Consider the following 19,734-nt stretch of genomic DNA (forward strand, 5'->3'; position numbering starts at 1 on the left):
CAGCCTATGCGCGGCAGCTGCGCCTCAGATGAAAATATTGACACGATCACCACGTTTCCCATCGGCGCGCCTAAGTGACATCGGCCGGATCTGTTGGTGCCCGCGGAACGCCGCCGACAGCGGCACCAGCAATGCACAGAACGAGGGACGTACGAAGAACACCGGCCCCCGGTGGGCGGCTGCTATGCGGCGACGCCCTGTTCATGCCTGCGCAAGGCATCGGCGGCATCGGCGGTAAAGCGGGATAGCGGTTGGGGCAGGGCGTCGAGGCTAAACCAGCCGAATTCGGAAAGCTTGTCCGGTTCGGTGAGTTGAGGTTCACCTGAGAAATCCCGGGTCACATAGATCATCGAGATCCAGTGCTGGCGGTCAGCGTCGATCACCTGTTCGCTGAGGCAGAGGAATTCGGTCGAGCCAATCTTGAGGCCGGATTCTTCTTCGGCCTCGCGGCAGGCCGCAGCCTGCGAACGCTCCATGTGATCTACCTTGCCGCCGACGATGTTCCAATGCCCGGCCTCAGGCGCATTGACGCGCCTGTAGAGCAGAATCTTGCCATCGCGCACGATGACAAGTCCGCAGCCGAAGCCCGGAAAATCGATGCCCGGCTGGCCCATCCTTTCGGATCAGGCCTTGCCGGCAATCAGCATGAAGGCAGGGATTTCGTCGCCGAAGCCGACGGGCGTCGGGCCGTCGTCATAGTCGCGGCGGTGACGGTTGCGGCGGTCGCGATTGTCGTCGTTGGCAGGGTTCGATGCACGCACCGGACGATCGCCACGGTTGTTCTGTGCCTGCTTGTTCTCTGCGCTGCGTGCCGGTTTCACCGATTCCGCCCTTTCCACGACTGTTTCAATTTCGGCCTCACTATCGGCGCGCACGGTATCGGATTTATGATCGGAACGGGCCTTGGAGCCGCGATCCCCATCTTTTTTCCGGTCCTTGCGGCCATCACGACCGCGTTCACGGCGGCCGGTATCGTGGCTTTCCATCGGCTCAGGCAGATTGGAAAGGTCGCCGTTCAGCCATTCGACCTTCTGGCCGATCAGCTTTTCGATGGCGTCGGAGAATTTCGTGTCGCGCTTGGTCACCAGCGTGAAGGACGCGCCCGAGCGGCCGGCACGGCCGGTACGGCCGATGCGGTGGACGTAGTCTTCCGCATGGATCGGAACGTCGAAGTTGAAGACGTGGCTGACATCAGGGATATCGAGGCCGCGGGCCGCAACGTCGGAGGCGACGAGCAGCTTGATGTTGCCGTCCTTGAAGTTGGCCAGCATCGTCATGCGCGACCGCTGGTCCATGTCGCCATGCAGCGCACCGACGGAGAAGCCGTGGCGGTCGAGCGAACGGAAGAGGTCGGCGACATCCTTCTTGCGATTGCAGAAGATGATCGCGTTCTTCAGTTCGTCCTGGGCGCGAATCAGATCACGCAGTACCGCGCGCTTCTCGTAATCCTTGGCATGCGCCGCAACGAAGCGCTGCGTCACCGTCTGAGCCGTGGAAGCCGGGCGGGCGACTTCGACGCGCTCCGGGTTCTGCAGGAAGCGGTCGGCAAGCTTCTGGATTTCCGGCGGCATCGTCGCCGAGAAGAACAACGTCTGGCGCGTGAACGGGATCAGCTTGGCGATGCGCTCGATATCGGGAATGAAGCCCATGTCGAGCATACGGTCGGCCTCGTCGATGACCAGGATTTCCACGCCGCTCATCAGCAGCTTGCCGCGCTCGAAGTGGTCGAGCAGGCGGCCGGGCGTGCAGATCAGCACATCAGCGCCACGCTCAAGCTTGCGGTCCTGCTCGTCGAAGGACACGCCGCCGATCAGAAGCGCGATGTTTAGTTTGTGGTTCTTGCCGTACTTGTCGAAGTTCTCTGCGACCTGTGCGGCGAGTTCGCGCGTCGGCTCCAGAATGAGCGTACGCGGCATGCGCGCGCGGGCGCGGCCCTTTTCGAGCAGCGTCAGCATCGGCAGCACGAACGAAGCGGTCTTGCCCGTGCCCGTCTGGGCGATGCCCAGAATATCACGACGCTGCAGCGCCGGCGGGATAGCGCCTGTCTGGATCGGGGTCGGGATTGTGTAGCCCGCATCGGTGACAGCGGAGAGAACTTTTTGGCTCAGGCCAAGGTCAGCAAAATTGGTCAAAGGGAAATCTGTTTCCGTTCCGGTTCAATAGAACACTGATCGATCGATGGAAAACGCACGAGCACGTGGCCGCGCTCTTAAGCTGAACGCCGCCGAAAGTCAAGAAATCCAGCACGTTGAAGCAGTAAAAGGTAAATAGTGGCGAATCTGTCGCATTTCTTGTCAAGCGGAACCGCGCGGCAGCGTCAGTTCATATAGCTCGCAAGCTTGGTGCTCGCATCCAGAAACCGCATGGGATCCACGGCATTGCCGTTCAGCCGGATTTCATAGTGTAGGTGCGGTCCGGTGGAGCGCCCGGTGTTGCCGGACTTGGCAATGACTTCGCCAGCCTTCACCCGGTCGCCGGCTTTCACCAGCACGGTGGAAAGGTGGGCGTAGCGCGTCGCGACACCATTGCCGTGGTCGATCTCGACCATGTTTCCATAGCCGCCCGTCAACCCTGCATTGGTCACCGTTCCAGGCGCGGCCGAGCGGATGCGTGTACCGACCGTTGCGCGAAAGTCGATGCCGGCATGCAGCGCCAGACGCCCGAGAAACGGATCAAGCCGGTTGCCGAAATCGCTGGTGATGTCGCTGGCCGGCGAGGGGTTGCCGAAGGGCAGCTTGCGGACCTCGGCGCGCGTGCGGTCGAGCTCCAGGAGTGCGGTATCGAGTGCGGCAAGCGAACGGCCGAAATCGTCATCGTTCACAGGCTCGACGAAGGGGCCGCCGATCGCCGTCTCGGCCGAGCCGGATATGTCGTTGGCCGGAATCAACTCGGCGACATCGTCAACGGGCAGGTCGACACCGGTGCGCCCGACGATCGAACGAATCGCATCCGACGTCTTCGCCGCACCGTCCGTCAGTCGCTGGACCCGCGTCATCTGCTCGCGCTCGACATCCTTCAGCGAGAGCGTCACTTTTGAGAAAATCCGGTCGGCGCGGTCGGAACTTGATTCGCCGGCATCGGGTGCTGCATAGGCGAGGGCGGGGACAGCTGCAGCACTGACCGGCGCAACGTTCAGTCCCATCAGCTTCTCAATTGCCTTGACACTGCCGCTGCTGCTCGCATCGGCGCGTTTTTCATAGGCAAGCGGCTCGACGGCCGCAGGCGCATCGGTTGCGGTCGTGACGCCGGAACTTTCGGCCCTTTCGACCAGGGCGCCGAGCTTTCCGTTGCGCGAGGTCAGCGCCATCTGCTGGCGCAGCAGCTTCTCGACCTTTTCCTCGACCACTTGCTGGTCGAGCAGTTGCCGGCTGGTGACCCGATCGACCTGCGCCCGCAGCGCTGTGATCCGATCCTCGTATTCATGCTGCATGCGGGCCTGGCGGGCAATCGTGCCGCCGATCAGGTCGTCGCGCAAAACCAGATAGGAAGTGGCCGCGAGATAGCCGATGCTGCAGACGCCTGCAAAGGAGACAGCGATCGCCGCCATCCACGGGCGCACGGTCATGTGCCGGACCTTGTCGCCGCTGGCCAGGATCAGGACGTGATTCTGCTTGCGTTTTCCAAAGGTACGATTTGCCTGATGTCCAGACACCCGTTCTCTCCCGCCATGTGCGCGTTGCCTCGCATCACCTGGGGATCATTACACTTTGTTAGGGTTAACAATCGGTAAGCAAGATTGCGGGAAGGTGATGTCCGCTATCGATTGGTCGAAGCGGTCATCGAGCGGTAGAACGACGGCGTCAGGCCGGCCTCGGCGCGGGCGATATCGTTGAACGGCGCCTTCAGGGGACCGCGGAAATTGGCGCGCACCAGCTGCTGGAAGGTCGCTGCCGGGTCCTTCTTCTCGCGGGCGCAGAGAAAGCGGAACCATTTGGCGCCAACGGCGACGTGGCCCTTCTCGTCCTCGTAGATGACGTCGAGCACGGCCGCACTCTCGAAGTCGCCGGTTTCGCGCATCTTGGCCTGAAGCGCTGGCGTCACGTCGAGACCGCGCGCTTCGAGAATGAGCGGCACGACGGCGAGCCGCGCCGTCAGGTCGTTGCGCGTATCGTGCGCCGCCTGCCAGAGGCCGTCATGGGCAGGCAGGTCGCCATAGTCGGCGCCGAGGTCGTTCAGGCGCTGGCGGACCATGCGGAAGTGCTTCGCCTCTTCGAAGGCGACACGCATCCAGCCGTCGAAGAAGGAATTGGGCACCGGCTCGGTTGCAAAGCGGGCGACGATATCAAGGGCGAGATCGACGGCGTTCAATTCGATATGGGCGATGGAGTGCAGAAGTGCGATTCGGCCCTTCAGCGAACCGAGAGACCGGCGCTTGACCTGCGTCGGTGGCGTCAGCACCGGCTTGTCCGGTCGGCCTGGGCGCACCGGCACCGGCCGGTCGAGCGGCGAGCGCAGCGACAGCGTGCGGCGCTGCCAGCGCCGGGCGGCTTCCTGCGCGAGCGCCGTCTTGACCTCGAGGTCGGCGGCGCGGATCGCTTCGACTGCACCGCCCCGCAGGCTGTGGAACACGGGCAACTCCGTCATCGGCGCCCTCAGATCGCCTTTGCGGCGTCAAGGACCTCGCGGGCGTGGCCGTCCACCTTCACCTTTTCCCAAACTCTGACGACGACACCGTCGGCGCCGATCAGGAAGGTACTGCGCTCGACACCCATGTACTTGCGCCCGTACATCATCTTCTCGACCCAGACGCCATAGGCTTCGACGACCGACTTCTCCTCGTCGGCAGCGAGCGGCACCGTCAGGTTGTGCTTCTTGGCGAAGCGGTCGTGCTTCTTCACCGAGTCGGGCGAAAGCCCGATCAGGGCTATGCCGGCTGCGGCGAAGTCGTCGGCAAGTTCCGAAAACGAGATCGCCTCAAGCGTGCAGGCCTGCGTATCGTCCTTCGGATAGAAGAACAGAACAACCGGGCGGCCGCGCAGGGCCGAGAGCGAAATCGTACCGCCGCCGTCACGCGGCAGGGTGAAGTCGGGAGCGACATCTCCGGGACCGGGTCTTGCCATGATTAAACCTTCCTTCCGCCAAGTTTTGCAGACAATCGGGCGCTACTGCATGTTTTCATTGGTCTTTGCCGACCAGAGGGCAAAACGTGCAGTGCTCAAGCTAGTCGAGTGACATTTGCGCGCCACAAGGCACGCGGCGCTGTTGGGCATAGCGAAAATCGTCGACTGCCGTCCAGCGCATTTGTGCTAGATTCGACAGGTTTCGGACGGCATGGGCCGCTACGAAACGTTGCAGTCGCCTGCGCGCGCGAATTCCATCGCAGGTGGTCGCTTTCCACAGCATGGTCCCGCGTCCCTTGGTGACTCGGCACGATGACATGTGGTCTACAAGAAGCGAGAAGTGGTCGCCCCGAAATGACAGAGACGGAGGGCGACGACGAAGCTCGTATCGTATGGAGGACGCCCGCGCTGATGAGTGAGATCCGCGGCGAAAAAGTCGGCTTTCGCAAGAAAGACATCGTCGCGTTGCATGCGTTGCCTTCGGCGCAGGCGCACGAACCCATGATCGTGCACGCGCCGCGCAAGAACAAAGCCGCGCGCTTCTGTGCCAAGATCGCACTGCTGACATCGCTGCTCGCGCTTTCCATCGCGGCGATCCTCATTGTCGTCATCGAAAGCGGGGTGATGGACAGCACGCTTAACGCGCGCGCCCGCACCGCACTCAATGCAGCGCTCGGCGATGCCTACCGCGTAGAGGTCGGCAGCACTGTGGTGCGCATGACCGCGGGCGGCGCGATTGCGCTCAGAGCCCGCGAAGTGGCGCTCAGCGAAGCGTCCTCAGGCCAGCCGGTCGCCAAGCTCCGCGCGATCTCGATCGCGCTCGACCCGCTGGCGTTGATGACCGGACGCATCGCCGTCTCCAACCTCGAAGCGGAAGGCGGCGATTTCGATTCCGGGTTGCTGCCGCGCGGCGAACCGCTCGATCTCACCAAGATCCGCATTGCCGACGTTGGCGATACGCTGGAGGCAATCTTCTCCCACGTCGACCGCATATCGCAGATGGCGGCCGGCCGCGGCAGCCAGAAGGTCACGCTGTCGGATTTCAGCTTCTCCGTCATCGGCTCCCGCGATCGCGTCGTGCCCGTCGTCGCCAACGCGCTCGAGTTCAACCGTGACGCGGGCGGCTCGATGAGCGTCAAGGGCAGCGTCACCGTCGACGGGGTGGACGTCGATCTCAGCGCCGACGCCCTTGGCGACAAGGGGCACATGACCGGCTTCGAAGCGTCGATCACCAATCTGCCGCTCGCACCTTTCTTCTACCACGGTAAAGTCGGCTCGGAGCCGCCCTTCGGCGTCGTCGCATCGGCCGGGCTGTCGCTGAAGGCGACGCGGGCCGCCGGCAATGCGAAACCGGATCTGCGCGTGACAGTGCGCACGTCCAAGGGCGAGTTTCACGCGGGCAACCTCGTCTCGACGCTCAATGCCTCGCAAATGGACGTCGCCTATGACTTCGAGCGCTCGTCCGTCGAAATTCTGCCGTCGGCCGTCAAGATCGGCCGTTCGACCTTTCCGTTTACCGGGGCGATTATCGACCTCGACAAGATTGCCGGCGCAACGGAGAAGGGGTTTGCCATCGACCTCCTGCTCAAGAACGCAAGCTCCGCCCCGGAAGACGTCGCCGACGCGCCACTGATCTTCGATGCCAAGGCAAATGGCCGGTTTGTGTCGGACAAGCGCCAACTGATCTTCGACCAGCTCGCCGTGTCGACCCCGCTCGGTTCGATGTTCGGATCGCTTTCCGTCGCCTTCGGCAAGACATCACCGCAGATCAGCTTCGCCTCGGTCAGCGATCGCATGGAGGCGACCGCCGTCAAGCAATTGTGGCCGTGGTGGTTGGCCAAGGGCGCGCGGCGCTGGGCGATCGCCAACCTCTTCGGCGGCACGGTCACCAATGCCCGCATCGAAGTATCGGTCGCCGAGGGGCGGATCGCCTCCAACGAAGGCGAGCTCAAGCTCAACGAGCAGGAGCTCAATATCAACTTCGATATCGACGACACGCGCATCAACATCACCGGCGAGATACCCCCGCTGCGCGACACCTCCGGCAAGTTCAAGCTGAGCGGCCAGCGCATGACAGCCGAGATCGAGAAGGGGACCGCCTTCTTCCCGTCTGGACGCGCGGTCGCGCTCAACGGCGGCGACTTCATCCTTCCCGACGTCTACACGAAACCACTGATGGCGGAGATGAAGATCGAGGTTGGCGGCGATGCCGATGCGATCGCCGAGCTCGTGAGCTACAAGCCGATTCAGGCGCTGCAAAAGACCCCGCTGCTGCCGGAAGATTTCAGCGGTCCTCTGACCGCCGTCGTGGGCGCCCGTTTCGGCCTGATCTCGGATCAGAAGCCGCCGAAGCCGCTCTATCAGGTACAGATGCAGCTCGACAAGGTCACGGTCCAGAAGGCCATGTTCGGGCGCGCCGTAGAGGATCTGGTCGGCACATTTCGGGTAGATAATCAGCAGGCGGTCCTCGATGCGGATGCCCGTATCGAAGGCGCGAAGGTCAAGGTCGCGCTGACGGAACCGGTCGATTCCGGTTCGACCGTCAAGCGTTCGCGCGAGATTTCGGGCTCGCTGGAGCAGGGTGTCTGGCAGAAACTGATACCTGGGCTTTCTCGGATCGTTTCCGGACCGATCACGATCGACGTTGCAATCGACGAGGCGAGCCGGCAGACGGCAGAGATCGACCTCACGAAAGCCCAGCTCTCGCTTCCCTGGATCGGCTGGAGCAAGGGCGTCGGGATTCCGGCCGAGGCGCAGTTCACGTCCTCGATGGACGGCAAGATCGCAACAATCAGCAATTTCACGGTTGCCGGCGACGGCTTTGGTGCGCGCGGCAAGCTGCAGATCGACGATGGCGGTCTGCTCTCGGCGGATCTCGATAATGTCCGCCTGGCGCAGGGCGACGACTTCAAGGTCTCCATCGACCGCACCAGGGGCGGCTACACGGCGTCGCTCAGCGGCGCTGCAGCCGATATCAGGCCGATCCTGGCGCAATTGAAGACCGGAAGCGACCAGAACCAGGGTGGTGGCGACGACATTGCCATCAGGGCCCAGCTCGATCGCGTCACCGGTTTCAATGGCGAATCGCTCTCGAACGTCAATCTGGTCTACGGCGAGCGCGGACGTCAGATCGAGGACGTCAACCTCTCGGCCGTGACGAGCAGCGGTCAGGCGCTGGTTGCCCGGCTCGCCAAGGCCGGTGCCGACAACACGCTAGAGCTGACCACGGGCGATGCCGGCGCGCTGGCGCGGTTTGCCGACATCTACCAGAACATGCGCGGCGGCCTGCTCAATCTCAAACTGCGTGACCGTGGCGGACGCTCCTGGCGCGGCAGCGTCGATATCCGAAAGTTCCAGCTGGTCGGCGAGCAGCGCCTGCAATCGATGGTGTCGACGCCCACCGGTGCCGACGGCCGAAGCCTGAACCAGGCCGTGCGCCGTGACATCGACGTCAGCTCGGCCCGCTTCGAACGCGGCTTCGCGCAACTGGCGCTCGATCGCGGCGCGATTCGCGTCGAAGGCGGCGTGCTGCGCGGCACCGATGTCGGCGCGACCTTCCAGGGAACGGTGCGCGACAACAATGGCATCATGGACATGACTGGCACTTTCATGCCGGCCTATGGGCTGAACCGCATCTTCGGCGAACTGCCGCTGATCGGCGTACTGCTCGGCAACGGCCGCGACCGCGGCCTGCTCGGCATCACCTTCAAGCTCAACGGCCCGTTCAACCAGCCGAAGCTGACGATCAATCCTTTGTCGATCATCGCGCCGGGCGTCTTCCGCAGCATCTTCGAGTTCCAATGAAGAAGGCCGACGCACTGCATGTCCTTAAATCGTCGCCGATTTAAGGACAAAACATGCAGCACTTCAAAGTTCTACAGCGACCTTTGCGCGTCTTAACAGACGCGCGGCGCTGTCGGGCCGGCCCTTCAAATTCTTGAGTGGCGCTCCGGTTCAGGCCGGGCGCACCAGAATGTGCTTCTTCTTGCCGAGCGACAGCTTGACGACATTGTCGGCGGTCACGTCGCCGGTGCCGATGATCCGACGCTCGTCGCTGACGGCCTCGTCGTTGATCCTGACGGCACCGCCCTGGACATGGCGACGAGCCTCGCCGTTGGAAGCGGCAAGACCGGCGCGTACGATCAGCGTCAGCAGGCCGAGGCCGGCTTCAAGCTCAGCAGTCGGGATCTCGACCGAGGGCAGGTCGGCGGCGAGCGCGCCTTCCTCGAAAGTCTTCCGAGCGGTCTCCGCCGCCTGCTCGGCGGCCGGTCGGCCGTGCAGCATGGCGGTGATCTCGGTTGCCAGGATCTTCTTGACCTCGTTGATCTCAGAGCCGCCCAGCTCGGAGAGCCGATCGATCTCGGCCATAGGCAGGGTCGTGTAGAGCTTCAGGAAGCGGGTGACGTCCGCATCCTCGGTGTTGCGCCAGTACTGCCAGAAGTCATAGGCCGACAGCATGTCCGGGTTCAGCCAGATGGCGCCGTTGACCGACTTGCCCATCTTTGCGCCCGACGAGGTGGTCAGAAGCGGCGAGGTCAGGGCATAGAGCTGCTCGGTGCCCATGCGGTGGCCGAGGTCGATGCCGTTGATGATGTTGCCCCACTGGTCCGATCCGCCCATCTGCAGGCGGCAGCCGGTGCGCTTGTGCAGCTCGACGAAGTCGTAGGCCTGCAGGATCATGTAGTTGAATTCGAGGAAGGACAGCGACTGCTCGCGATCAAGCCGCGTCTTGACGCTGTCGAAGGACAGCATGCGGTTGACCGAGAAATGACGGCCGACGTCGCGCAGGAATTCGAGGTAGTTGATGCCGAGCAGCCAGTCGGCGTTGTTGATCATCAACGCGTCCTTGGGGCCTTCGCCATAGCTGAGGTAGTTGGAGAACACCGTCTTGATGCTGGCGATGTTGGCGTCGATCGTCGCCGGCGTCATCAGCTGGCGAGCCTCGTCCTTGAAGGACGGGTCGCCGACCATGCCGGTGCCGCCGCCCATCAGCGAGATCGGCCGGTGGCCGGTCGCCTGCATCCAGTGCAGCATCATGATCTGGATCAGGCCGCCGGCATGCAGGCTCGGCGCCGTCGGGTCGAAGCCGATATAGGCCGTCACGGTTTCCTTCCGGAACAGTTCGTCCAGGCCAGTCTCGTCGGAGATCTGGTGGATGAAGCCACGCTCGCTGAGGGTGTGAAGGAAATCGGACTTGAAACCGGACATGATCTGTCTCTCTTGCGGGGGGAGTTTTTGAACGAACGGGCGTTTAGCACTGTTTTTGCGCATAATCACTTCAAAAGTGATTCTGGAAATATTGACCCGCATGACACAGACAAGAACCGCAATCGGCCTGATGAGTGGCACGAGCATGGACGGCATCGACGTGGCCCTGTTGCGAACCGACGGGGAGACCGTCGTCGAGCGCGGACCATCTGCCAGCTTTCCCTACGACGCGCAATTTCGGGATCGTTTGAAGCAGGGACTGGTCGAAGCGAAGGCGATCACGCAACGCGACCAAAGGCCGGGCGCCCTTGATGCGCTTGAGCGCGACCTGACGCTGCGACACGCAGAAGCGGTCAAGACCTTCCTCAAACAGAACAACCTGTCGGCGGCTGATATCGACGTGCTCGGCTTTCACGGACAGACCGTGCTGCACCGCCCAGACGAGGCCCTGACGGTGCAGATCGGCGACGGCGCGCTCCTTGCCGGAGAAACGGGCATCGATGTCGTCTACGACATGCGCGCCAACGACATGGAACATGGAGGGCAGGGCGCGCCGCTGATCCCCGCCTACCACGCAGCACTGGCGCGAGGCGCGGCCGGCCTTCCAGCACCGGTTGTCTTCGTCAACATCGGCGGCATTTCCAACCTGACCTTCATTGGCGAAGGCGAGACGCTCATTGCCTATGACAGCGGTCCCGGCAACACGCTGATCGACCAGTGGGTCGAAGCGCATGCCGGCATTCCCTTCGACCAGGGCGGCATGATCGCCTGCGAGGGAACGGTGCTGCCGGCGCTTGCCGAACGCTATCTCACCAATGCCTTCTTCACCGCGGCCACGCGCCGCTCGCTGGACCGGAACGATTTTGCACCACCGGCCGGAAGCGATGCCGGCCTTGCCGACGGCGCACGCACGCTTGCCCATGTCACGGCGGCAGCGATCATCAAATCGGCGGGGCACTTGCCACAGCGGCCAGTCACCTATGTCGTCTGCGGCGGCGGCCGGCTCAATCCGGTGATCATGCGTGACCTCGCTTCGCTTGCCGAAGTAGAGGGCGCAACAGTGCTTGCGGCGGAGGCGGTGGGCTTCAACGGCGATTCGATGGAGGCCGAGGCCTGGGCCTACCTCGCCGTACGCGCCTTGCGAGGCCTGCCGCTTACCTATCCGGGAACGACGGGCGTGCGGCAACCGGTCAGCGGCGGCCGGCGCGCGGCAAGAACTTGAAGTTGATCTCACGTTTCGCCATAAGTCCGTCATCCCAACGGATTAATCAAATTTTCGCAACAGCGAATTAGGATCTCAGCCGCTGCCACTGGAGGTGGCGAGGAGCGGCTTGGTGCCGCACGAGGGTTTCGGGTTCGTCGATGGGTGGTGCGATTTCTCTGCTGGCCGTGAATTTCATCATCGCGCAGATCTTCACGGCCGCATTTCTCATCATTGCCGCAAAGAGCCGGCAGCGGCGTGCGGCGCTCTGGTGCGCTGCCGGATTTGCCGTCGCCTCGCTTGCAGCCGTCTGCGAAACGATCGTTCCCTTTTCCTCGACCCCGCGGCTCTTTGCCGTCAGCGCCTTTGCCTGCGTGCTCGGCGGCTTCTGTCTTCTGCGTTTTGGCCTCGGCCTTTTCTATCAAGTGCCGGTGCGCGTGCCGTTGCTCGGCGCCTTCTTCGTTGCCGGCGTTTCCCTGGACCTGGCGATCTACGACCTGCCGAGAGGCACCTGGGAGCATGCGATCCCGTACCAGGCGCCCTTTGTCGTGATCCAGGCGTGGACGGCATCGGTCGTCCTTCGCTCCGGCCGTCGCACCTTCTTTGACTGGCTGTTGTTCGGCCTGCTGGCGCTCTCGGCCGCCTACTACCTCGTAAAGATCTATGCCGCGGTCGTCGCAGGCTCGGGCGTAACGGCCCAGGACTATGTTTCCAGCCCGTTTGCGCTCATCTCGCAGGCGCTCGGTGCGATCCTCATCGTCGGCGCCGGCCTTGCCATGCTCGGCGCGATGGTCAAGGAGATTGTCGACGACGCGCAGGCGCGCTCGGAAATCGACCTGCTCTCCGGCCTCTACAATCGCCGTGGCTTCATCGAACGGGTCATGCCGCTCCTGCACGCCCGCACCACCCAGACGCCGGGAACAGTCATTCTCGCCGACCTCGATCGCTTCAAGTTGGTCAACGACACCTATGGCCACCTCACGGGCGACGAAGTCATTCGCCGATTCGCCCGGGTGCTGATGGACGTGATGCCCAACCGTGCCGTCGCCGGCCGTCTCGGCGGCGAAGAGTTCGCGGTGTTTCTGCCCTGCACGGACCTGTCGGAAGCGCGCGTCGTCGCCCACGGCATGCGTGCGGCGATCATGTCCCAGCAGATCGGCGGACTTCCGGAAGCAGCAAGGGTGACGGCGAGCTTCGGAGTCACGGCCGTCGGCATCGGCGAGGCGCTCGATCCGGTGATACAGCGCGCCGACGAGGCGCTCTATACGGCCAAGGCCAACGGTCGCAACCGTGTCGAATGTGCCGAAGCACCGACCACGGTCGTCAACCCAAGCGTTCCACACTGGATCGGGCGGTCATAGACGACCGGCGTCTAGGCGATGCATTTCTCTCGGAGAAACCGGAGGATGTCTTCGGTGAACTGGTGCGGGTTCTGCAGTATCGAAAAATGGCTGACCTCAGGCTGGATCAACAGGCCGGCCCCCGGAATGTTGTCGGCGATGAACAGCGTGTCGTCCCGTTTGATGGCTTCCTCATGGTCGCCATCCACCACCCAGACAGGGACCCGGATTTTCTGAAGGTCGCCGGCCGTGATGTTCGGCTGCGAAGTCCACATCGCCATCATCTCGTCGAAGAAGCGCTTAAATCCCCCTGGCGTCGACGACAGCAGGGCGTACTCTTCGCCCGTTCGCGCGATATAGGCGTTGAAGACGACGCTCATGGTAAAATCGTGTGTTCCGGATGGATTGCTGTTTGCCCCGAAGGAAAAGACACCGGCTATGAGATCGGGATGCCGCATCGCCAGCAGGAGCCCGATAATCGCGCCGTCGCTCCAGCCGATGATGACCGCCTTTGGCAACGTCAGGTGAGCCATCAGTGCCATGACATCGCCTGCCATGAGTTCATAGCTCATGCTCCCACCACCTCGGGAGCTGCGTCCGTGACCCCGGCTGTCCATCACGATGACCTGACAGGTTTTGGCGAGCTCCGTGACCTGAAGCCCCCAATAGTCGGAATTGCCGAGCCCGCCATGTAGCAAAATGACGGGAGCACCCGAACCATACACCGCGTGCCAGATCCTGGCGTCCGCGAGCTCGACAACACCCTCACGTCCGCCAGCCGGAAGCTGCGGAGTGGCGGGCAGGGTTAGCCACCTCGGCTCGCACGCCGACACATTCGACACCTGCGACATGGCTCCCTCCCGTGAATGCTGCTCGGCTCTGCCCCACCCAGACAGCCTAGACTTGCACTATACGCCGATCACACGGCGCTGAAACTCATCCTATCGGGTGAGAGTTGTTGCAGCCTTCGGGCGCACGACCATGGGGCGCATTTGTCCATAAAAAACGCCGCGCACCCGAAGGGGTACGCGGCGCTCCTGTACGTGGCCCGGGTTTTCAGCGAATACGCTTGGCGGCCGGCTCCGGTGTCAGTTCGCCGTTGAGGCGACGGTCGAGGTAGTCCTCGCATTCCGTCATCAGGCCTTCGACCTGGCCGTTGAAGAAGTGGTTGGCGCCGGGCACCGTCTTGTGGGTGATGAGAATGCCCTTCTGCGCCTTCAGCTTCTCGACGAGACCGTTGACGTCCTTTTCCGGCGCAACCTTGTCGGAATCACCATTGATGATCAGGCCCGAAGACGGGCAGGGCGCCAGGAACGAGAAGTCGTAGATGTTCGGCTGTGGCGCGACGGCCATGAAGCCTTCGATTTCCGGGCGGCGCATCAGGAGCTGCATACCGATCCAGGCACCGAAGGAATAGCCGGCAACCCAGCAGCTCTTCGAATCCGGATGCAGGCTCTGCACCCAGTCGAGCGCCGATGCCGCATCCGAAAGCTCGCCGGCGCCGTGGTCGAATTCGCCCTGGCTGCGACCGATGCCGCGGAAGTTGAACCGGAGCGTGGTGAAGCCGCGCTTCTGGAACATATAGAAGAGCTGGTAGACGATCTGGTTGTTCATCGTGCCGCCGAACTGCGGGTGCGGGTGCAGGATGATGGCGATCGGCGCGCTCTTCTGCTTCGAAGGCTGATAACGGCCTTCGAGGCGGCCGGCGGGTCCGTTGAAGATGATTTCGGGCATTGGCTCTCCGGGAGTGTTCCTGGTTCGAATCTTGGGTTCAGATCGCGATGAGTCTTGACGAAAGCAGTCAGCTTTTCTAAAACCTAGTTTAGAACCGTTCAAAACTTCTGTGCGGGCATTCCGCCTTGTGCTTCGTCTCATAAGGCAAGCGGCGCGGAAAATTCAAGGAAAATGCATCGCCAGAGGTTGCGGGCCTGTGACCTGTTGATCTAGCGAAGGAAATCATGTCGAGTTCACGCATCTATATGGACTGGAACGCCACGGCGCCGCTTCTGCCCGAAGCGCGCGAGGCTTGCCTGTCGGCGCTCGACCTCCTTGGCAACCCTTCTTCCGTTCACGGAGAGGGCCGCGCGTTGCGCACGTTGATCGAAAACGCCCGTCGCGACGTGGCAGTGCTCTGCGGCGCCAAGCCTGGCAGCGTCATCTTTACCAGCGGCGCCACGGAAGCGGCCAACCTGGTGCTTACGCCCGATTTCCGCATGGGCCGCACGCCGCTGAAGATCGGCCGGCTCTATGCCTCGGCGATCGAGCACCCGGCTGTGCGCGAAGGCGGACGCTTTCCGCGCGAAGCCCTCAGCGAAATCCCGGTGATTTCAGACGGCGTCGTCGATCTCCCGGTGCTGAGGGAGCTGTTATCCGCGCATGATCGCCAGCTCGGCTTGCCGATGGTTGCCGTCATGCTGGTCAACAACGAGACGGGCATCATCCAGCCGATCGCCGCGATCGCCGAGATCGTTCGCGCCCATGGCGGCATTCTCGTCGTCGACGCGGTGCAGGCCGCCGGCCGCGTGCCGCTTTCGATTGAAGACCTCGGCGCCGACTTCCTGATCGTCTCCTCGCACAAGATCGGCGGCCCGAAGGGCGCCGGCGCGCTGGTGGCGCGCGGCGAGGTTATGATGCCCGCACCGCTGATCCGCGGCGGCGGACAGGAAAAGGGGCACCGTTCCGGGACTGAAAATCCGGTGGCGATTGCCGGCTTTGCAGCAGCCGCCCGGAAGGTCGGCGAAGATGTCGGCCAACGAATAGGCGTGGTCACCGCGTTGCGCGACAAGCTCGAAGGCGAGATGCTGGCCGCGGCAACCGACGTGGTTATTCACGGCCGCGACGTTTCGCGCGTTGGCAACACGATCTTCTTCACGCTTCCTGGCCTCAAGGCCGAGACCGGGCAGATTGCCTTCGATCTCGAAGGTGTGGCGTTGTCGGCGGGTTCCGCCTGCTCCTCCGGCAAGGTCGGGCAGAGCCACGTGCTGACGGCGATGGGTTACGATCCGCGCCAGGGCGCACTTCGAATCTCGATCGGCGAGGGCACGACACAGGCTGATATCGACCGTTGCGCCACGGTCTTTGCAAAGGTAGCAGCAAGAAGACGAGCGCCCGGGCAAGCAGCCTGAGCGGAACGACCGGACGAAATTGCGGAAAAGCAATTTTCCGCTTGGCAAACAGGGTGAAAAGCGCCTTTTAGCCATTACATAAGCGGTGTGCCAAGCGCATCGTGTTGACAAGCTGCCGGACCTTGGATCCGGCAAGATTGGAGAACGACATGCCTGCCGTGCAGGAGACCATTGATCAGGTCCGTCAGATCGACGTTGACCAGTACAAATACGGTTTTGAGACGACCATCGAAGTCGAGAAGGCCCCGAAGGGTCTCTCGGAAGACATCATTCGCTTCATCTCCGAGAAGAAAAACGAGCCGGAATGGATGCTGGAATGGCGTCTTGAGGCCTATCGCCGCTGGCTGACGCTCGACGAGCCGACCTGGGCACGCGTCAGCTATCCGAAGATCGACTTCAACGAGATCTACTATTACGCCGCTCCCAAGGGCGTGACGGGCCCGAAGTCGCTCGACGAAGTCGATCCCGAGATCCTCAAGGTCTACGAAAAGCTCGGCATTCCGCTGAAGGAACAGGAAATCCTCGCCGGCGTACAGAAGTCGAAGATCGCCGTCGACGCCGTCTTCGACAGCGTCTCGGTCGTCACCACCTTCAAGGAAGAGTTGAAGAAGGCCGGCGTGATCTTCATGTCGATCTCCGAGGCGATCCGCGAGCACCCTGATCTCGTCAAGAAGTATCTCGGTTCCGTCGTTCCGACGACCGACAACTACTATGCGACGCTGAACTCCGCAGTCTTCACCGACGGCTCCTTCGTCTACGTGCCGAAGGGCGTTCGTTGCCCGATGGAACTGTCCACCTACTTCCGTATCAACGAGAAGAACACCGGCCAGTTCGAGCGCACGCTGATCATCTGCGAAGAGGGCGCCTACGTGTCCTATCTCGAAGGCTGCACCGCACCGCAGCGCGACGAGAACCAGCTTCATGCCGCCGTCGTCGAACTCGTTGCGCTCGATGACGCAGAGATCAAGTACTCGACGGTCCAGAACTGGTATCCGGGCGACAAGGAAGGCAAGGGCGGCATCTACAACTTTGTCACCAAGCGTGGCGATTGCCGTGGCAAGAACTCCAAGATCTCCTGGACGCAGGTCGAAACCGGTTCGGCGATTACCTGGAAGTATCCGTCCTGCATCCTGCGCGGCGACGGTTCGCGCGGCGAGTTCTACTCGATCGCGGTGTCCAACGGTCACCAGCAGATCGACAGTGGCACCAAGATGATCCACCTCGGCAAGAACACGTCGAGCCGCATCGTCTCCAAGGGTATTGCTGCCGGCGTCTCGGAAAACACCTATCGCGGCCAGGTTTCGGCCCACCGCAAGGCCGAGAATGCCCGCAACTTCACCCAGTGCGATTCGCTGCTGATCGGCGACAAGTGCGGCGCGCATACCGTTCCTTACATCGAGGCGAAGAACTCGACGGCACAGTTCGAGCACGAAGCCACGACGTCGAAGATTTCCGAGGACCAGCTGTTCTACTGCCAGCAGCGCGGCATCCCGACCGAAGCGGCGATCGCGCTGATCGTCAACGGCTTCGTCAAGGAAGTCATCCAGGAACTGCCGATGGAATTCGCCGTCGAAGCGCAGAAGCTGATCGGCATCTCGCTTGAAGGCTCGGTGGGCTAAGGCCCTGGACTGAAAATTGAATGGCGCGCACCGAGAGTTTGCGCGCGAACGAACGTTCGTTTCCCAAGAGGACGATAGAAATGCTTGAAATCAAGAACCTGCACGCCCGCATCGCCGAAGACGGCACCGAGATCATCCGCGGCCTGAACCTGACCGTGAAGGCCGGCGAAGTTGCCGCCATCATGGGCCCGAACGGCTCCGGCAAGTCGACGCTCTCCTACATCCTGTCGGGCCGCGAAGATTACGAAGTCACCGAAGGCGACATCCTCTACAACGGCGAAAGCATCCTGGAACTCGACGCGTCCGAGCGTGCGGCCAAGGGCATCTTCCTTGCCTTCCAGTACCCGGTCGAAATCCCGGGCGTTGCCACCATGCAGTTCCTGAAGGTGGCGATGAACGAACAGCGCAAGTATCGCGGTGAAGACGAGCTGACGACGCCGGAATTCATGCGCCGCGTCAAGGAAGCCGCTGCCGAGCTGAAGATCGCACCGGAAATGCTGCGTCGCCCGCTCAACGTCGGCTTCTCCGGCGGTGAGAAGAAGCGCGCCGAAATCCTGCAGATGTCGCTGCTCCAGCCGAAGCTTTGCGTGCTCGACGAAACCGACTCCGGCCTCGACATCGATGCGCTGAAGATCGTCGCCGACGGCGTCAACGCCCTGCGTTCGCCGGATCGCGCCGTCGTCGTCATCACCCACTACCAGCGCCTGCTCGACTACATCGTGCCCGACACGGTGCACGTCCTCTACAAGGGCCAGGTGATCAAGTCGGGCGACAAGACGCTGGCGCACGAACTCGAAGCCAACGGCTACGCGGATATCATCGAGGCCGCAGCTTAGAGCCTGTTGAAGGAGTGTTCGAATGAATATGCAACAGGCAATCAAGATGACGGCGGCCGAGACGGCGCTCGTCGACGCCTATACCGCGCAGATCGGCGATCTGCCGGGTGACGGTTCGGTGCTTTCGGTTCGCGACACGCTGGTGCACGAACTGAGGACTGCGGGTCTGCCGACCCGCCGTGTCGAATCCTGGCACTACACCGACCTGCGCACGCTGCTGCGCGCGGTGCCGGCTACCGATCCGACGGCTTTTGCCGATCGCGTCGACGCGCTGGTTCCGGGCTCGACGGTGTTTTCGGTCCGAAACGGCCAGGCCGAGGTCAAGGGCAACCTTCCCGAGGGCGTGACGGTCCGTTCCTATGTCGACAGCCTGCTCGACGGTTCGGCCACGGCTGGCCTCGCTGTGCTCGGCTTTGACGACGCGATCGGCCGCATCAACGGCGGTCTCGTGCGCGGCGGTCTCGAAATCGCCGTCGGCGATGATGCAACGGTCGAAAATCCGCTGGAAATTCAGCTGGTACAGAGTGTCGGCCAGGCGCATACGCGCTTCCCGGTGACGTTCGGCGCCAACGCCAAGGCAACCGTGATCGAGCGGCATCTGTCGACCAAAGACGGCGAGAGCTTCGTCTCCTCCGTTAGCGACATTACGCTCGCCGACGGTGCCGATGTCATCTGGATCATCCTGCAGCAGCAGGGCGCTGCCGATACCCATCTCGGCCAGATCCGCTTCGACCTCGGCAAGAATGCCAAGCTGCATCTCTTCGTGATCAACGCCGGCGGCAAGCTGGTGCGCCAGGAGATCCATGGCAAGACGAGCGGCGAGGGTGCGGATTTCAAACTGCGCGGCATCAACCTGCTCGGCGGCGAGAGCCACACGGACGTGACCTTCACGCTCGGCCACAACGTACCGCACACCACGTCGACGGAGATCATCCGCAACGTCGTGTTCGATCGTGCCAAGGGCGTGTTCCAGGGCAAGATCCTGGTTGCCAAGGACGCGCAGAAGACCGACGCGAAGATGGCATGCAACACGCTGCTTCTATCCGACGACGCCGATCTCTCGGCGAAGCCTGAGCTGGAGATCTTCGCCGACGACGTGCAGTGCGGCCACGGTGCGACGGTTGCCGATATCGACCACACGCAGCTCTTCTACCTGATGGCGCGCGGTGTTCCGGAAAACAAGGCTCGGGCCATGCTCGTCAATGCCTTTGTTGCCGAGATCGTCGAAGAGCTGGAAGATGACGAGGCGCTGGTCGAGGCGCTGGAAGAGGTCATCTCGACCTGGCTCGACAAGCACGCCTGACGGGCTGTCTGCGTAATTCCTTAAATCGGCGTCGATTTGGGG

The 19,734-nt window shown here is 62.5% G+C and carries 15 protein-coding genes; 7 read left to right on the forward strand and 8 right to left on the reverse strand.

Annotated features, from left to right (window positions below):
* Positions 1-182: 182 nt before the first annotated feature.
* The 5 genes from ASD63_RS04255 to ASD63_RS04275 all read right to left on the reverse strand — a co-directional run bounded on the left by ASD63_RS04255 (position 183) and on the right by ASD63_RS04275 (position 5,060).
* Positions 183-614: an NUDIX domain-containing protein gene (locus ASD63_RS04255; RefSeq protein ID WP_034794370.1), complete on the reverse strand. Its 432-nt coding sequence runs from the start codon at positions 612-614 to the stop codon at positions 183-185.
* 9 nt (positions 615-623) lie between these two features.
* Complete coding sequence (locus ASD63_RS04260; protein ID WP_034794369.1) at positions 624-2,132, reverse strand: DEAD/DEAH box helicase; 1,509 nt, start codon at positions 2,130-2,132, stop codon at positions 624-626.
* 185 nt (positions 2,133-2,317) lie between these two features.
* Complete coding sequence (locus ASD63_RS04265) at positions 2,318-3,652, reverse strand: M23 family metallopeptidase (protein WP_034794366.1); 1,335 nt, start codon at positions 3,650-3,652, stop codon at positions 2,318-2,320.
* A gap of 104 nt (positions 3,653-3,756) precedes the next feature.
* Positions 3,757-4,584 carry a ferritin-like domain-containing protein gene (locus ASD63_RS04270; protein WP_034794364.1) on the reverse strand — a complete coding sequence of 276 codons (828 nt, stop codon included), beginning with the start codon at positions 4,582-4,584 and terminating at the stop codon, positions 3,757-3,759.
* Between the two features lie 8 nt (positions 4,585-4,592).
* Positions 4,593-5,060 carry a peroxiredoxin gene (locus ASD63_RS04275; RefSeq protein WP_034794362.1) on the reverse strand — a complete coding sequence of 156 codons (468 nt, stop codon included), beginning with the start codon at positions 5,058-5,060 and terminating at the stop codon, positions 4,593-4,595.
* 411 nt (positions 5,061-5,471) lie between these two features.
* Here ASD63_RS04275 and ASD63_RS04280 point away from each other — a divergent pair, with 411 nt between their 5' ends.
* Positions 5,472-8,864: an AsmA-like C-terminal region-containing protein gene (locus ASD63_RS04280; protein ID WP_034794360.1), complete on the forward strand. Its 3,393-nt coding sequence runs from the start codon at positions 5,472-5,474 to the stop codon at positions 8,862-8,864.
* Positions 8,865-9,014: 150 nt separating this feature from the next.
* On the opposite strand, the gene tyrS is transcribed toward ASD63_RS04280, so the two are convergent.
* Positions 9,015-10,268, reverse strand: coding sequence for a tyrosine--tRNA ligase (gene tyrS, locus ASD63_RS04285; RefSeq protein ID WP_034794357.1), 1,254 nt, complete (start codon positions 10,266-10,268; stop codon positions 9,015-9,017).
* A 100-nt stretch (positions 10,269-10,368) separates the two neighbouring features.
* Between tyrS and ASD63_RS04290 the strand changes: the two genes are divergently transcribed.
* Both ASD63_RS04290 and ASD63_RS04295 read left to right on the forward strand, forming a co-directional pair.
* The gene (locus ASD63_RS04290) at positions 10,369-11,490 is read left to right on the forward strand and encodes an anhydro-N-acetylmuramic acid kinase (protein ID WP_034794354.1); all 1,122 of its coding nucleotides are present in this window, start codon (positions 10,369-10,371) and stop codon (positions 11,488-11,490) included.
* Positions 11,491-11,630: 140 nt separating this feature from the next.
* Entirely contained in the window at positions 11,631-12,830 is a 1,200-nt protein-coding gene (locus ASD63_RS04295; RefSeq protein WP_034794350.1) for a GGDEF domain-containing protein, read from the forward strand.
* An 11-nt stretch (positions 12,831-12,841) separates the two neighbouring features.
* On the opposite strand, the gene ASD63_RS04300 is transcribed toward ASD63_RS04295, so the two are convergent.
* Both ASD63_RS04300 and ASD63_RS04305 read right to left on the reverse strand, forming a co-directional pair.
* A complete protein-coding gene (locus tag ASD63_RS04300) occupies positions 12,842-13,660 on the reverse strand; it encodes an alpha/beta hydrolase (RefSeq protein WP_034794347.1) in 819 nt (272 codons plus the stop codon).
* A gap of 205 nt (positions 13,661-13,865) precedes the next feature.
* A complete protein-coding gene (locus tag ASD63_RS04305) occupies positions 13,866-14,543 on the reverse strand; it encodes an alpha/beta hydrolase (protein ID WP_034794344.1) in 678 nt (225 codons plus the stop codon).
* A 224-nt stretch (positions 14,544-14,767) separates the two neighbouring features.
* Here ASD63_RS04305 and ASD63_RS04310 point away from each other — a divergent pair, with 224 nt between their 5' ends.
* The 4 genes from ASD63_RS04310 (at position 14,768) to sufD (ending at position 19,692) form a co-directional block, all read left to right on the forward strand.
* Positions 14,768-15,934 (forward strand): cysteine desulfurase family protein, encoded by a 1,167-nt coding sequence (locus tag ASD63_RS04310; RefSeq protein WP_034794341.1) that lies wholly within the window; start codon positions 14,768-14,770, stop codon positions 15,932-15,934.
* A gap of 149 nt (positions 15,935-16,083) precedes the next feature.
* Complete coding sequence (gene sufB / locus ASD63_RS04315; protein ID WP_034794338.1) at positions 16,084-17,553, forward strand: Fe-S cluster assembly protein SufB; 1,470 nt, start codon at positions 16,084-16,086, stop codon at positions 17,551-17,553.
* A gap of 80 nt (positions 17,554-17,633) precedes the next feature.
* Positions 17,634-18,389 carry a Fe-S cluster assembly ATPase SufC gene (sufC, locus tag ASD63_RS04320; protein WP_034794631.1) on the forward strand — a complete coding sequence of 252 codons (756 nt, stop codon included), beginning with the start codon at positions 17,634-17,636 and terminating at the stop codon, positions 18,387-18,389.
* Positions 18,390-18,411: 22 nt separating this feature from the next.
* Positions 18,412-19,692 carry a Fe-S cluster assembly protein SufD gene (sufD, locus tag ASD63_RS04325; protein ID WP_034794325.1) on the forward strand — a complete coding sequence of 427 codons (1,281 nt, stop codon included), beginning with the start codon at positions 18,412-18,414 and terminating at the stop codon, positions 19,690-19,692.
* Positions 19,693-19,734 lie beyond the last annotated feature (42 nt).

The organism is Ensifer sp. Root558, assembly GCF_001427045.1.
GTDB lineage: Bacteria > Pseudomonadota > Alphaproteobacteria > Rhizobiales > Rhizobiaceae > Ensifer > Ensifer adhaerens.

Excerpts from the sequence above, each read along its gene's own strand:
- ASD63_RS04255 (WP_034794370.1), bottom strand. The coding sequence starts at position 614 with ATGGGCCAGCCGGGCATCGATTTTCCGGGCTTCGGCTGCGGACTTGTC.
- ASD63_RS04270 (WP_034794364.1), bottom strand. The coding sequence starts at position 4,584 with ATGACGGAGTTGCCCGTGTTCCACAGCCTGCGGGGCGGTGCAGTCGAA.
- ASD63_RS04275 (WP_034794362.1), bottom strand. The coding sequence starts at position 5,060 with ATGGCAAGACCCGGTCCCGGAGATGTCGCTCCCGACTTCACCCTGCCG.
- ASD63_RS04280 (WP_034794360.1), top strand. The coding sequence starts at position 5,472 with ATGAGTGAGATCCGCGGCGAAAAAGTCGGCTTTCGCAAGAAAGACATC.
- tyrS (WP_034794357.1), bottom strand. The coding sequence starts at position 10,268 with ATGTCCGGTTTCAAGTCCGATTTCCTTCACACCCTCAGCGAGCGTGGC.
- ASD63_RS04290 (WP_034794354.1), top strand. The coding sequence starts at position 10,369 with ATGACACAGACAAGAACCGCAATCGGCCTGATGAGTGGCACGAGCATG.
- ASD63_RS04295 (WP_034794350.1), top strand. The coding sequence starts at position 11,631 with ATGGGTGGTGCGATTTCTCTGCTGGCCGTGAATTTCATCATCGCGCAG.
- ASD63_RS04300 (WP_034794347.1), bottom strand. The coding sequence starts at position 13,660 with ATGTCGCAGGTGTCGAATGTGTCGGCGTGCGAGCCGAGGTGGCTAACC.
- ASD63_RS04305 (WP_034794344.1), bottom strand. The coding sequence starts at position 14,543 with ATGCCCGAAATCATCTTCAACGGACCCGCCGGCCGCCTCGAAGGCCGT.
- ASD63_RS04310 (WP_034794341.1), top strand. The coding sequence starts at position 14,768 with ATGTCGAGTTCACGCATCTATATGGACTGGAACGCCACGGCGCCGCTT.
- sufB (WP_034794338.1), top strand. The coding sequence starts at position 16,084 with ATGCCTGCCGTGCAGGAGACCATTGATCAGGTCCGTCAGATCGACGTT.
- sufC (WP_034794631.1), top strand. The coding sequence starts at position 17,634 with ATGCTTGAAATCAAGAACCTGCACGCCCGCATCGCCGAAGACGGCACC.
- sufD (WP_034794325.1), top strand. The coding sequence starts at position 18,412 with ATGAATATGCAACAGGCAATCAAGATGACGGCGGCCGAGACGGCGCTC.